Raw genomic sequence first — 13,702 nt, 5'->3', positions numbered from 1 at the left:
ACCAGGTGCGGCACGGGAGGCGACCCGTCGAAAGGCTCGCCATGACCGCCACCCCACACCTGCCGCGTCTCTCTCAGCTCCCACCCGCCCGTCGGCGCCTCCTCGCCATGGTCCTGGTGGCCGTCGCCGTGCTCGCCCTGGCGATACCTCTGGGCCTCAAGGCTCTCCAGGGCGCCTCGACTTCATCCTCCTCGTCCGCGGCGTCAGCCGGGGAGGCGAGTCGTGGTGCCGTGACGGGCAGCGGCGTCGTCGGGCCGGACCTCGCGCCGCAGGCCGACGCCTCGGCCGGAGCCAAGGCGCCCGCCGCCGACACGGGCACGCTCGGGAACGGCGTCGCCGCCTCGGTCGCGGTCATCGAGCCGAAGATCGCGCGCTCCGCGTGGCTCGGGATCAAGGTGACCGACCTCACCGGGTCGGCGGCTCGGGCCCGCGTCATCGCCACGGACGCCGGAGGCCAGGTGACCTCGGAGAACGTCGTCACCTCGGTCGACCCCACGGGTGGTCCCACCGGCCCGGGTGGGGTCGACCCCCGCCTCGAGTCGGGCTCGTCCCTGCCGACCGTCGGCGTCGACGAGGCCCGGATGGTGCTCAGCGTCCCGGCCAAGACCCTCGACGACGTCCTGACGCAGCTGTCGAGGATCGGGACGGTGTCGTACCGCTCGTCCCAGTCCCAGGACGTCACCGACACCTACGTCGACACCAAGGCGCGCATCGAGCCGATGCAGGACGGGATCACCCGCGTGCGCGCCCTGCTCACCAAGACGACGGACCTCCAGCAGGTCATCCTTCTCGAGAGCGAGCTGACCCGCCGTCAGGCCGAGCTCGACTCGCTGACCCAGCGTCTGGCGCAGCTCGACGCGATGACGACGACGAGCGACGTCACCGTGACGCTCTGGACCGACGCGACGACCCCCGTGCAGACCGACAGTGGTCTCGGCGGTGGGCTGCGCACGGCGTGGGAGAGCTTCCTCGGCTCGCTCACCGTCATCCTCACCGGGCTCGCGGCGCTCCTGCCGTGGCTCGTCCTCCTCGTGCCCCTCACCCTGCTGGCCCTGCGGCTGTGGCGTCGCCGCGTCGCGGGTACGCCGGCAGCGGCCTTTGCCGTGAACGCCGCCCCCGCCGCAGGCCCCACCCCGCAGCCCGCGGGAGCCCCGGCCTCAGCGCCCGCCTCCACGACGGACGACTGACACCCCGGAGCCGAGAGCAGTGCAGGAGCCGTCGGCGGCTCGGGTCAGCGACCGAGCCGCTGGCGGACCATGTCGCCGACCTGCCGCACCTCACGCACGTGCATGGCGTGGGCGATGCCGAGGTAGATGACGAAGAAGACGAGACCGACGAGACCGATCTCCAGCGCGCTGGCGAACATCCGCTTGAGGGCCGAGGTCGACCCCTCGACCGCGGACCTCGTGATCGGGTCGAGCACCTGGGTGGCGCCCCACGCGACGACGCCGGCGACGGCGGCCGCGACGCCGACCCGCGAGGCCGTGACGAGACCGGCGCCCAGCCCGAGCGTCCCGATGCGCCGGCGCAGCAGGTACAGGCCGACCATGGAGCTGACGACGTTGCCGACGGTCTGCCCCATCGCCATGACACCGATGGCCCAGACCGGGTTGATGAAGAGCGTGACGACTCCGGCAAGAGCGCTGATGCCGGTCAGGAGCACCTGCATGATGACGGTGGGCTTGCCGTCCTCGAGGGCGAAGAACATGCGGTAGCAGAGCAGGTCGAGCCCGAAGGGCACGAGCCCGAGGATCATGATGATGAGCACGCTGGCGGAGACCTCGACCGAGCGCGGTTCGATGCCGGGGTTGAGCAGCGCGACGATCGGGTTGGCGAGCACGATGACCGCGACCATGATCGGCACGTTGGCCACGAGTGGCATCGTCAGGCCGGTGCGGAAGTCCCGGCGCAGGCTCGCCTTGTCGTCGGACGCTGCGGCGGCGGAGAAGCGCGGGAAGAGCGCGGTGATGATCGAGACGGTGATGAACGCGTGCGGCAGCATGAAGAGCGTGAACGCGATGGCGTATGCCGCCGGGCCGCGTACCGCGTCCTCGAGACCGAGCGTCGTGGCGGAGGCGGTCGCGTTGTTGAGGACGCCCTGGCTGATGAAGAAGCCGACCTGTGACACCGCCAGGCCGCCGAAGGCCCAGAGGGCGAGGCGGCTGACTCCACCGAGGCCGACGCCGCGCAGGCCCCATCGCGGGCGGTAGCGGAAGCCGGTCCGCCGCAGCGCAGGGATGAGGGAGAGCGCCTGGACGATCACGGACAACGTGGCCGAGCCGGCGAAGAGCCAGATCATCGGCCCGGTCCACTCGGACGGGTCCCGCGGCTGGTCGCGCCCGGGGGCTCCGCGGGGTGCGTCCTTCGGGAAGACGAAGAGGAAGAGCACCAGCCCGGTGACGGCCACGACGTTGGCGATGAAGGGGGCCCACGCGAAGGCGCCGAACTGCCCGCGCGCGTTGAGGATCTGCCCGAGCAGGGCGAAGAGCCCGTAGAAGAAGATCTGCGGCAGGCAGATGAGCGAGAAGGCGAGCGCGAGGTCCTTGAAGTCCGGCGACGAGTTGCGGGCGAGCAGCCAGACGAACCCTCCGGCGGCGGCCATGACGACGACCGTGATGACCGCCATCGCCGTGAGGGCCACCGTGATGACGCGGTCGGTGAACTCCTGGCCGCCGTCCTCGAGCTTCATCGCCCGCGCGAGCGACGGGATGAGCACCGCGTTGAGGATGCCGCCTGCGGCAAGGACGTAGAGCACGTTGGGCAGGGTGTTGGCCAGGGAGAAGGCATCACCGGCGAGCTTGGCGCCGATGATCGCGGTGATGAGGCCGTTGCGCACGACCCCGAGCACGCGCGATGCGACCGACCCACCGAGCATGGTGAGGCTGGAGCGAGCGACTGACGGTGCCGCCGTCGTCATCGGCGGCTCGAGCACTCGTGGACGAGCTCGGTCACCCGGGTCAGCACGTCGGGGTCCACGGTGGGCAGCACGCCGTGGCCGAGGTTGAAGATGTGGCCCGGCGCCTGGCGCCCCTCCTCGACGATCTCCCGCACGCGGCGCTCGAGGGCGTCCCACGGCGCGAAGAGCAGGGCGGGGTCGAGGTTGCCCTGGACGGCATACGTCGGCCCGAGGCGGTCCACGGCGTCGGTGAGCGACACGCGGTAGTCGACCCCGACCACCTCGGCACCCGCGTCCCCCATGAGAGCGAGCAGCTCGCCCGTGCCGACGCCGAAGTGGATGCGAGGCACGTCGAGGTCCGCGACCGCTGCGAGAGCGACCGACGAGTGCGGCATGGCGCGCGCGGCGTAGTCGGCCTTCGACAGCGCACCGGCCCACGAGTCGAACAGCTGGACGGCGCTGGCGCCGGCCTGCGCCTGGACGCGGAGGAACTCACCCGAGATCTGGGCGAGCCTGGCGCAGAGGGCGTCCCACAGCCCGGGGTCGCCGTGCATGAGCGCCTTGGTCTTCTCGTGGTTCTTGGAGGGCCCACCCTCGACGAGGTAGGACGCGAGGGTGAAGGGCGCTCCGGCGAAGCCGATGAGCGGGATGTCACCGAGCTCGCGGACGAGCTGTCCCACGGCCTCGGTGATGAAGGGGACGTGCTCGGGGGTCAGGGGCACGAGCTGGTCGAGGTCGGCGGCCGTGCGGATCGGGTGGGCCACGACGGGCCCCACACCCGGGACGATGTCGAGGTCGACGCCGATGGCCTTGAGCGGGACGACGATGTCGCTGAAGAAGATGGCCGCGTCGACGCCGTGGCGGCGCACGGGCTGGAGCGTGATCTCGGTGACGAGGTCGGGCTGCATGCACGACTCGAGCATCGGGATGCCCTCGCGGACGGCGCGGTACTCCGGCAGCGAACGACCGGCCTGACGCATGAACCACACCGGCGTCCGGGTCACCGACTCGCGGCGCGCAGCGCGGACGAGATCGCTCTGGCGGGTGTCTGGCGGGGCTGTGGTCGGCACCGGTCAATCCTGCCACGGCAAGCGTGTGCCCCCGCGCCACGCGCGTCCGGCGCGCCCTGAGGACAGATCGCCCGACTCCGGCATACCCTCGTCTGGTGCACACGCGAACGTTGCCGGGCAACCACGGCGCGGTCTTCGCCAGGACGCTCAGCGCCCTGCGAGACGTCCGTCTGCGCTCCGAGGTGCGGTTGACCGAGGTGCCGGCGCCGACGCGCATCGCCCCGTATGCCGCAGCCCTGACCGCCGACGTCATCGACGTCGCCGACCCCGACGACGACCTCGCGACCGGACGCTTCGTCCTGCTGCACGACCCGGCAGCCCCCGACACGTGGGACGGCCAGTGGCGCATCGTGACCTTCGCGCGGGCCGAGCTCGAGCCCGAGCTCGCCGGCGACCCCATGCTCGGGGCGGTCGGGTGGTCGTGGCTGACCGACTCGCTGGCCAACCGCAACCTCGGGTGGACCGCCGAGGCCGGCACGGTGACCCGCGTGGTCAGCGAGAGCTTCGCGGGTCTCGCCGACCGCGAGGCGAGCGTCGAGATGGAGATCCGCGCCTCGTGGACCCCGGTCGGCGGCGACGCCACGGACCACCTGCGCGCCTGGGCCGACATGCTCTGCACCATCGCCGGCATCCCGCCCCTGCCCGACGGCGTCGTCCCCCTCCCGGGGCAGCGACGGTGACGGCAGAGCCGAACGAGCCCGCCGACGATCTCGACGACGCCCAGGCCGCCGACCTCGCACCCGACGTCGTCCCCGAGCTCGTCCCACTGACCCACCCCCGCGACGGGGTGCCCGACGTCGTCGTCGACGAGCGCACCCTGATGCGCGCCGCCGAGGCCATCGGCAGCGGCACCGGGCCCGTCGGCATCGACGCCGAGCGGGCGTCGGGCTACCGCTACGGACAGCGCGCCTATCTCGTCCAGATCCGGCGCGAGGGGTCCGGGTCCTGGCTCATCGACCCCATCGCCTGCCCCGACCTCTCCCCCGTCGGCGAGGCCATCGGCGACGCCGAGTGGATCCTGCACGCGGCCACCCAGGACCTCCCGTGCCTCGCCGAGGTCGGGCTGCACCCGCAGTCGCTCTTCGACACCGAGCTCGGCGGCCGGCTGGCCGGACTGCCCCGGGTCGGGCTCGGCGCCATGGTCGAGCACTACCTCGGCCTCCAGCTCGCCAAGGAGCACTCGGCCGTCGACTGGTCGGTGCGCCCCCTTCCCGAGCCGTGGCTGCGGTATGCCGCCCTCGACGTCGAGGTGCTCGTCGACCTCCGTGACGCGGTGGCCGCCGAGCTCGCGTCGCAGGGCAAGGCGGCCTGGGCCGCCGAGGAGTTCGATCACCTGCTCGACTTCACCGGCCCCGAGCCCCGCGTCGACCCGTGGCGGCGCACCTCGGGGATGCACAAGGTGCGCGGCCGTCGTGGCCTGGCCATCGTGCGAGAGCTGTGGCTCTGGCGCGACGCCGCGGCCCAGCAGCGCGACACCTCCCCCGGACGGGTCCTGCCCGATGCCGCGATCAGCGAGATCGCCATCGCCAACCAGCGGGCGACGAAGCCGCCGCGCACCGTGGGCTCCGCCGAGCCCCGCCTGGCACGCTCGGTGCGCCGCCACCAGGAGGCGATCATCGAGGTCGTCGCGCGCGCTCTCGCGCTGCCCGACGAGGACCTGCCCGTCCTGGCCCTCCCGCCGAGCGGCCCGCCACCGCCCAAGGCGTGGGCCGACCGCGACCCCGTCGCCGCGGCCCGACTGGCCCGCGCCCGGGAGCTGCTCGGAGCGATCTCCGAGGAGCTCGCCGTGCCGGTCGAGAACCTCCTGACCCCCGACCTGCTGCGCCGCTTCCTGTGGGAGGGTCCCGCTTCCCCGTCGACCGCCGAGGTCGCCGAGGCGCTCACGACCATGGGGGCACGCCGCTGGCAGACGACGATCACCGCGCCGCTCATCTCCCTCGCCTGCACCGAGAACCCTCCCGCCTGAGGCGTGCCCTCGCTCGCCGGGCCGTCGTGAGGATGGTCACCCGGAGGCCCGTTGGCCGGGAAGTTACCGAGAAGTAGTATCGAGGAGGTCGCGCGCTGCCGCGGCCCGACGCCGGTGTCCGAGCCGGCCCGTCGACCCCTGATCCATCGCGATCACCCTCGATCCACTGGGAGGCACCGTGCCCCGCGCACTCAATGAGGTCGTCTTCGTCGACGGCGTCCGGACGCCGTTCGGCAAGGCCGGAGACAAGGGCATGTACGCCCAGACCCGCGCCGACGACCTCGTCATCCGGTGCATCCGGGAGCTGCTGCACCGCAACCCCAACCTGCCCAAGGACAAGGTCGAGGAGGTCGCCATCGCCGCGACCACCCAGATCGGCGACCAGGGCCTCACCCTCGGCCGCACGGCGGCGCTGCTCTCGGGCCTGCCGAACACGACGCCCGGCTACTCCGTCGACCGGATGTGCGCCGGCGCGATGACGGCCGTGACGAACACCGCGAGCTCGATCGCCTTCGGTGCCTACGACATCGCCATCGCCGGCGGCGTCGAGCACATGGGCCGCCACCCCATGGGCGAGGGCGTCGACCCCAACCCGCGCATCGTGTCCGAGAAGATCGTCGACCCCGACGCACTCGTCATGGGCAAGACCGCCGAGAACCTCCACGACCGGTTCCCGCAGCTGACCAAGCAGCGCTCCGACGCCTTCGCGGTGGGCAGCCAGGACAAGCTCGCCCAGGCGTATGCCGACGGCAAGATCCAGCGCGACCTCGTCACCGTCGCGACGCGACACGCCGAGCAGGGCTGGGGCCTGGCCACCGCCGACGAGCCGCCGCGTCCCGGCACGACCGTCGAGGACCTCGGCCAGCTCAAGACGCCGTTCCGCGCGCACGGCAACGTCACCGCGGGCAACGCGGCCGGGCTCAACGACGGTGCGACCGCGTGCCTCCTCGCCTCCGAGGCGGCCGCCACCGAGCTCGGCCTGCCGGTCCGGATGCGCCTCGTGTCCTTCTCGTTCGTCGGCGTCGAGCCCGAGGTCATGGGCGTCGGTCCGGTCCCTGCCACCGAGAAGGCCCTCGCCAAGGCCGGCCTGACGATCGGCGACATCGGTCTCTTCGAGCTCAACGAGGCGTTCGCCGTCCAGGTGCTCGCCTTCCTCGACCACTTCGGCATCGCCGACGACGACCCTCGCGTCAACGAGTACGGCGGCGCCATCGCCACGGGTCATCCGCTGGCGAGCTCCGGCGTGCGCCTCATGACCCAGCTCGCGCGGCAGTTCGAGGAGCATCCCGAGGTCCGCTACGGCCTGACCGCGATGTGCATCGGCATCGGCATGGGCGGCGCCGTCATCTGGGAGAACCCGCACCACGAGGACTACGAGTCCTCGACGACGACCACGACCGACGAGGAGATCGCCCAGTGAGCGCCACCACGACCGACAAGCCCACGGCCGCAGCCGACTTCGCGTCCGAGGTCGTCACCCGCACCCCGGTGCACGACGTCGCCCTCCCGGGCGGCGCCGGGACCCTGGCGCTCGTCACCCTCGACAACGGCTTCGACCACACCAAGCCCAACACGTTCGGCCCGCAGTCGATCGCCGGCCTCGCCGCCACGGTCGAGCGCCTGCGCGAGCGCGCCGAGGCGGGCGAGATCGTCGCCGTGGCCGTCACCGGCAAGCCGTTCATCTTCGCCGTCGGCGCCGACCTCACCGGCGTGCCGTTCATCGGGTCGCGCGACCAGGCGCTCGAGATCGCCCGGGCCGGCCACGCGGCATACGCCGCCTTCTCCGACCTGCCGGTCCCGACGTTCGCGTTCGTCAACGGCGCGGCCATGGGCGGTGGCGTCGAGCTGGCGCTGTCGGCGACCTACCGGACGATGAGCGCCGGAGTGCCCGCCGTCGCGCTCCCCGAGGTCTTCCTCGGCCTCGTCCCCGGCTGGGGCGGCTGCTGGATGCTGCCCAACCTCATCGGTGTCGAGAAGGCCATCACCGTCGTCATCGACAACCCGCTGAGCCAGAACCGCATGCTCAAGGGAGTCGACGCGTACCGGCTCGGCATGGCCGACGCGCTCTTCGAGCCGGCCGACTTCCTCGAGGAGTCGATCGCCTGGGCCGCCCGCGTCCTCTCCGGTGAGGTCACCGTCGTGCGTCCCGAGGTCGACCGCGACGAGACGGTGTGGAATGCCGCCATCGCCAGGGCCAAGGGCCTCGCCGACGTCAAGACCGGCCGACAGGCCAGGAGCCCGTATGCCGCCCTCGACCTGCTCGCGGCGGCTCGCACGGCGACCCGCGAGGAGGGCTTCGCCGCCGAGGACGAGGTGCTCGCCGACCTGCTCATGAGCGACGAGCTCCGTGCCGGCCTCTACGCCTTCGACCTCGTGCAGAAGCGCGCCAAGCGGCCTGCTGGCGCTCCCGACAAGCAGCTCGCCCGCAAGGTCACGAAGGTGGGCATCGTCGGCGCCGGGCTCATGGCGAGCCAGCTCGCGCTGCTCTTCATCCAGCGCCTCCAGGTGCCCGTCGTTCTCACCGACATCGACGACGACCGCGCCGCCAAGGGCGTCGGCTACGTCCACGCCGAGCTGGACAAGCTCGCGGGCAAGGGACGCCTCAACGCCGACAAGCTGAACCGCTACAAGGCCCTCGTGACCGGGTCGACGAGCAAGGACGGCTTCGCCGATGCCGACTTCGTCATCGAGGCCGTCTTCGAGGAGATGTCGGTCAAGCAGCAGGTCTTCGCCGAGGTGGAGGCCGTCGTGTCGGCCGAGTGCGTGCTCGCGACCAACACGTCGAGCCTGTCGATCGCCGAGATGGCATCGGCGCTCGAGCACCCGGAGCGCGTCGTCGGCTTCCACTTCTTCAACCCGGTGGCCGTCATGCCGCTGCTCGAGATCATCCCGGGCGAGCAAACCGACGACCCCACTCTCGCAACGGCTTTCGCCGTCGGGAAGGCGCTGAAGAAGACGTGCATCCGCGCCGCGGACCGGCCGTCGTTCATCGTCAACCGACTCCTTGGCCGCTTCATGGGCGAGGCCGCGAAGATCCTCGACGAGGGCACGCCGATCGAGGTCGTCGACCGCGCCTTCGCCGGTCTGGCGCCGATGCCGCCCTTCGTCCTTATCGGGCTCGTCGGGCCGGCCATCGCGTTGCACAACGGCGAGACGCTCGTCCGGGCCTTCCCGGACCGCTTCTACGCCTCGCCGACGCTCCAGCGGATCGTCGCGGCCGGCAAGCGCGGCTTCTACGACCTCAGCTCGGGCCGTCCGGTGCTCGACCCCGAGGTCGCCGAGCTCATCGAGAAGCCGGCCGAGCCGGTCGTGCTCGACCTCGCCCAGGTGCGGCAGCGTGTCCTCACGGTCCTGGCCGACGAGGCACGACGGATGCTCGACGAGGGTGTCGCACAGGCGCCGATGGACATCGACCTCGCGATGATCAGCGGCGCCGGCTTCCAGTTCTGGAACGGCGGCATCACCCCGCTCCTCGACCGGACCGGCGTGGCCGAGGCCGTCACGGGCTCGCGCTTCCTCCCCGTCGGCGTCGCCAACGCACGCGGCTGACCCAGCCACACGGCATACGCCATCGCTGTTCGGAGGCCACGGACCCCGGGACGTCCCGGTCCGTGGCCTCCGGCCGTGCGGCGGATTTGCCGTAACTCATATATGAGTTAGCCTCTTCGACGTGCCTCAGACCTACCTGACCCGGATCGGCGGACTCATCCGCGACGCGCGACGCCACAAGGGGTTGACCCAGTCGGACCTCGCGGAGCTCCTCGGGACCTCCCAGGGCGCCGTCACGCGCATCGAGCAGGGCAAGCAGAACCTCAGCCTCGACATGCTCGCCAAGATCGGTGACGCGCTCGACTCCGAGTTCGTCTCGCTCGGCCACTCCGGCCCCCAGCACCTGCGCATCGTCGGCGGCCAGAAGCTCACCGGCTCCATCGACGTCAAGACCTCGAAGAACGCCGCGGTGGCGCTGCTCTGCGCCGCCCTGCTCAACCGGGGTCGCACCACGCTGCGCAACCTGGCCCGCATCGAGGAGGTCAACCGCATCCTCGAGGTGCTCGCCTCGATCGGCGTCAAGACGCGCTGGCTGCCCGACAGCAGCGACCTCGAGATCATCCCGCCGACCGTGCTCAACCTCGACGACATCGATGTCGCGGCCGCCCGTCGCACGCGCACCGTGATCATGTTCCTCGGCCCCCTGCTCCACGAGCACGAGGCCTTCCAGCTGCCGTACGCCGGTGGCTGCGACCTCGGTACCCGCACCGTCGAGCCCCACATGGCGGCGTTGCGGTCCTTCGGTCTCGAGGTCACCGCGACCCACGGCTTCTACGAGGCGCGCTCCGACCGCTCCGTCGGCCCGGATCGAGCGATCGTGCTCACCGAGCGCGGCGACACCGTCACCGAGAACGTCCTCATGGCCGCGGCCCGCCACGCCGGCACCACCATCATCCGCAACGCGAGCCCCAACTACATGGTCCAGGACCTGTGCTTCTTCCTCGAGAAGCTCGGGGTCCGGATCGACGGGATCGGGACCACGACGCTGACGGTCCACGGTGTGGCCCAGATCGACGTGGACGTCGAGTACGCCCCCAGCGAGGACCCCATCGAGGCCATGAGCCTCATCGCCGCCGCTGTCGTCACCGACAGCGCCATCACGATCCGACGCGTGCCGATCGAGTTCATCGAGATCGAGCTCGCGACGCTCGACGGCATGGGGATGAAGTACGACCTCACGCCGGAGTACACGTCGGCCAACGGCAAGACCCGCCTCGTCGACCTCACGACCATCCCCGGTCCGCTCCACGCCCCGATCGACAAGATCCACCCGATGCCGTTCCCGGGCCTCAACATCGACAACCTGCCGTTCTTCGCCCTCATCGGCGCGGTCGCCGAGGGCAGCACGATGATCCACGACTGGGTCTACGAGAACCGCGCGATCTACCTCACCGAGCTGACGAAGGTCGGGGCCAAGGTGCAGCTGCTCGACCCGCACCGTGTCATCGTCGAGGGGCCGACCCGCTGGCGTGCGGCCGAGGTCGTGTGTCCGCCGGCGCTGCGTCCCGGGGTCGTCGTGCTGCTCGCCATGCTTGCCGCGCCCGGCACGTCGGTGCTGCGCAACGTCTACGTCATCAACCGCGGCTACGAGGACCTCGCCGAGCGCCTCAACGCCCTCGGCGCGACGATCGAGGTCTTCCGCGACATCTGAGTGGGACCTCGCGGGATCGTCCGCGTCAGGCCGTGTCGCGCGCCGGCCGTGGAGCGGCAGCGGTTCGGCGAGCGCCGTCATCGAGGGCGGCTGCCGTCTCGACGAGCTCGCGGAGCGTGTCGACGAAGCGGGCCGCCGGTGCTCCGTCCACGACGGCGTGGTCGAAGGTCAGCGTGAGGGGCAGTCGCGGCCTCGCGACGACGGCCGCCGACTCCACCGTGGGTCGATCGGTGACGCTGCCCACGGTGACGATCACGGTCAGCGGGGCCAGTGGGATCGCCCAGCCCCAGGTGTGTGCGAACATGCCCAAGGACGTCACGCCGATCGCAGGACCGAAGCGCGCCGAGACTCCGGGTCGAGCGCCTGCGGCGCGGATGGCCGCCCGTCGTAGTGGTCCCGGCAGTCGCAGCATCGCGCCCATCGGGCGGGTGACCTCGTGCGGCGGAGCCTGCCCGACCTTGGCCTCGTGGAGCAGCGCCGAGATCTCGGCGCACGTGAGCCGGTCTGCTCCCGGGACGACGACGACATCGAGGGCAGGGCGGTCGGGTGTGCCGCGCTCGACCGTGGCACCGATGTCGACGCGGTCGAAGCAGACCAGCCGACCACCGGCCCGGCGGGCGTTCAGCTCCGGGTGCAACGACACGGCCCGCGCGACCGAGGCGATGACGAACCCGGTCCACGAGACGCCTTCCTCCGGATCCGCCCGCATCCGCTCCGCGGCCGTCGTGACGTCGAGCTCGACGAGCGCGTGCACCTGGAACCGACGGCTCGCCCCGGCAAGCCGGTCGAGGACGGGCTGGCGTCCCGTCGGCATCCGACGGACGACATAGCCCACTGGAAGGGTGTGGTCCCCGCTCACCGCAGGCCCTCCCAGAACGCCCGCTCCCAGACACGAGGGTCGTCGACCACAGCGCTGGGGGTGTCGAAGCGCATCGTCCTGCGGTGGTCCGTGTCGTATGCCGCCCAACCCGGGTCCCCGGTCGACGCGAAGGCCACCCAGGCGGAGTGCATCGTCCGCGCCAGCTCCTGGGGCGGGTCCGCTCCGAGCAACGGCCCGAAGAGTGGCGTGTCGCCCCTCGCCGTGTCGAAGACGAAGGGTACCTCGAGGGCGTGCACCGCGCCGAGTCCCGGCGCACCCCAGGCGAACTCGTACATGTAGGTCCCGGCCTGAGCTCCCGGGGAAGGCGCGGGTGAGCGGGCGTACGCGTGCGCCTCGGCGAGTCTGATGGCGGGGATCCGCATCCACCAGTCCGTCTGCACCGCAGCCAGCAGGTCACCGGGAACGGCTCGCGGGTAGTGCGCCCGGTAGGCGTGCAGCGCGACCTGCGGGTCGAGGCCGTAGGCCTCGAGACACTGGTGGCCATGGGTGCTGACCGGCCCGCACAGGATGTCGTCGGTGATCCCGGCGAACGCTCCACTCACCATGAGCCACAGCCGCCAGTCCTCGGTGTTGGTGCCGATGAGGACGTCGACGTCGGCGGCCGAGCCCGCGGCGATCCGGTCGATCGGTCGCCCCGGAAGCACCGACCCGTCGACGACGGGCTGCCAGGGCATCGTGCTCGTCACCACCGCTGGGCCCCAGCGCTCCGGGTCCGGGTCGGCGAGCAGGTCACGCTTCAGGTCGGCCTGGGCCGTCAGCAGCCGCGCGACCCCGGTGCCTGCGATGGCCTCGCGCGTCGGCGGGACGCCGAGGCGGTGGGCGAGGTCGTGGGCGATGCTCAGGGCGTGCTCTGGCTCGCTCACGTGGTGCGCGGCACCGCTCTGCAGCACGGCTCGGCGGAAGAGTCCCGCGGCCTCCGGCATCGCCAGCAGGCAGCCGATGCTCATCGCCCCGGCCGACTCCCCGAAGACGGTCACGCGGCCCGGGTCGCCGCCGAACTCCGCGATGTTGTCGCGCACCCAGGCCAGGGCTGCGACCTGGTCGAGCAGACCGAGGTCGGCGATGCCGTCGTCGAGGTACAGGAAGCCCTCTGCGCCGGGGCGCCAGTTGATAACGACGCACACGACCCCGTCACGTGCGAACTGTCGTCCGTCGTACGCCGCCGTCGAGCTGAGCTCGAACATGCCGCCCTGGATCCAGACCATCACCGGCCGACCGCCCGGACCGGGCTCGGGCGTCCAGATGTTGAGGTTGAGGTAGTCCGAGGACGGGGCAGCGCGTCGCACCTGCTCGAAGGCGCCGGTGACGTCGTCCCAGCTCTCCCCCGCTCCGGCCGGCGGCCCACCGGACGACGGTGGCGCCACCTGAGGCGGCTCGGCACCCGGCCTCGTCGCGTCGCGGACGCCCTGCCACGGGTCCGGTGGCCGGGGTGGCCGGAGCCGAGCGGCTCCGACGGGTGGTGCGGCATAGGGGATGCCGAGGAACGTGTGCACCCCCTCGTGCACGAAGCCCTGCACCGTCCCACATCTCGTCCTCACGACGGTCTCCACCCCTTCATCGTCGAGCGGACGACGCGGCGCGGGCCAGAGGCGAAGGTCCCGGTGCGGCGGCAGGTCCGCGACCGCCGCCGGGACCCTTTCGCACGCGGTGACCGAAGGTGAGCGGGACCCACATGGGTTGCCGGGTTTTG

The 13,702-nt window shown here is 71.7% G+C and carries 10 protein-coding genes; 6 read left to right on the top strand and 4 right to left on the bottom strand.

Annotated features, from left to right (window positions below):
• Positions 1–41 precede the first annotated feature (41 nt).
• A complete protein-coding gene (locus ASE25_RS10765; protein ID WP_082622808.1) occupies positions 42–1,187 on the top strand; it encodes a DUF4349 domain-containing protein in 1,146 nt (381 codons plus the stop codon).
• A gap of 44 nt (positions 1,188–1,231) precedes the next feature.
• Here ASE25_RS10765 and murJ read toward each other — a convergent pair whose 3' ends face one another.
• On the bottom strand, positions 1,232–2,917 hold the full coding sequence (murJ, locus tag ASE25_RS10760) for a murein biosynthesis integral membrane protein MurJ (RefSeq protein WP_056777832.1): 1,686 nt from the start codon (positions 2,915–2,917) through the stop codon (positions 1,232–1,234).
• Positions 2,914–3,966 carry a uroporphyrinogen decarboxylase gene (gene hemE, locus ASE25_RS10755; protein WP_056825255.1) on the bottom strand — a complete coding sequence of 351 codons (1,053 nt, stop codon included), beginning with the start codon at positions 3,964–3,966 and terminating at the stop codon, positions 2,914–2,916. Before hemE ends, murJ begins: the two co-directional genes overlap by 4 nt.
• 95 nt (positions 3,967–4,061) lie before the next feature.
• Between hemE and ASE25_RS10750 the strand changes: the two genes are divergently transcribed.
• The 5 genes from ASE25_RS10750 to ASE25_RS10730 all read left to right on the top strand — a co-directional run bounded on the left by ASE25_RS10750 (position 4,062) and on the right by ASE25_RS10730 (position 11,132).
• On the top strand, positions 4,062–4,646 hold the full coding sequence (locus ASE25_RS10750; RefSeq protein ID WP_020145570.1) for a DUF3000 domain-containing protein: 585 nt from the start codon (positions 4,062–4,064) through the stop codon (positions 4,644–4,646).
• Positions 4,643–5,932: an HRDC domain-containing protein gene (locus tag ASE25_RS10745; protein WP_056825253.1), complete on the top strand. Its 1,290-nt coding sequence runs from the start codon at positions 4,643–4,645 to the stop codon at positions 5,930–5,932. The genes ASE25_RS10750 and ASE25_RS10745 overlap by 4 nt, the downstream gene beginning before the upstream one ends.
• A gap of 178 nt (positions 5,933–6,110) precedes the next feature.
• Positions 6,111–7,352, top strand: a complete 1,242-nt coding sequence (locus ASE25_RS10740; protein ID WP_056777461.1) for a thiolase family protein — start codon at positions 6,111–6,113, stop codon at positions 7,350–7,352.
• Positions 7,349–9,481 carry a 3-hydroxyacyl-CoA dehydrogenase NAD-binding domain-containing protein gene (locus ASE25_RS10735; protein ID WP_056825251.1) on the top strand — a complete coding sequence of 711 codons (2,133 nt, stop codon included), beginning with the start codon at positions 7,349–7,351 and terminating at the stop codon, positions 9,479–9,481. Before ASE25_RS10740 ends, ASE25_RS10735 begins: the two co-directional genes overlap by 4 nt.
• A gap of 121 nt (positions 9,482–9,602) precedes the next feature.
• Positions 9,603–11,132 (top strand): UDP-N-acetylglucosamine 1-carboxyvinyltransferase, encoded by a 1,530-nt coding sequence (locus ASE25_RS10730; RefSeq protein WP_056825249.1) that lies wholly within the window; start codon positions 9,603–9,605, stop codon positions 11,130–11,132.
• Positions 11,133–11,157: 25 nt separating this feature from the next.
• Here the strand turns inward: ASE25_RS10730 and ASE25_RS10725 are convergent, their stop codons facing one another.
• Together ASE25_RS10725 and ASE25_RS10720 are read right to left on the bottom strand one after the other, a co-directional pair.
• Positions 11,158–11,946, bottom strand: coding sequence for a 2-oxo acid dehydrogenase subunit E2 (locus ASE25_RS10725; protein ID WP_056825247.1), 789 nt, complete (start codon positions 11,944–11,946; stop codon positions 11,158–11,160).
• A gap of 41 nt (positions 11,947–11,987) precedes the next feature.
• Positions 11,988–13,550, bottom strand: coding sequence for a carboxylesterase/lipase family protein (locus tag ASE25_RS10720; protein WP_235508630.1), 1,563 nt, complete (start codon positions 13,548–13,550; stop codon positions 11,988–11,990).
• Positions 13,551–13,702 lie beyond the last annotated feature (152 nt).

The organism is Terrabacter sp. Root85, from assembly GCF_001429185.1.
Classification (GTDB): Bacteria; Actinomycetota; Actinomycetes; order Actinomycetales; family Dermatophilaceae; genus Terrabacter.
This window is presented reverse-complemented; position numbering and strand designations above follow the sequence as displayed.

Coding starts and splice junctions, on each gene's coding strand:
- murJ (WP_056777832.1), bottom strand. CDS start 2,917: ATGACGACGGCGGCACCGTCAGTCGCTCGCTCCAGCCTCACCATGCTC.
- ASE25_RS10725 (WP_056825247.1), bottom strand. CDS start 11,946: ATGCCGACGGGACGCCAGCCCGTCCTCGACCGGCTTGCCGGGGCGAGC.
- ASE25_RS10765 (WP_082622808.1), top strand. CDS start 42: ATGACCGCCACCCCACACCTGCCGCGTCTCTCTCAGCTCCCACCCGCC.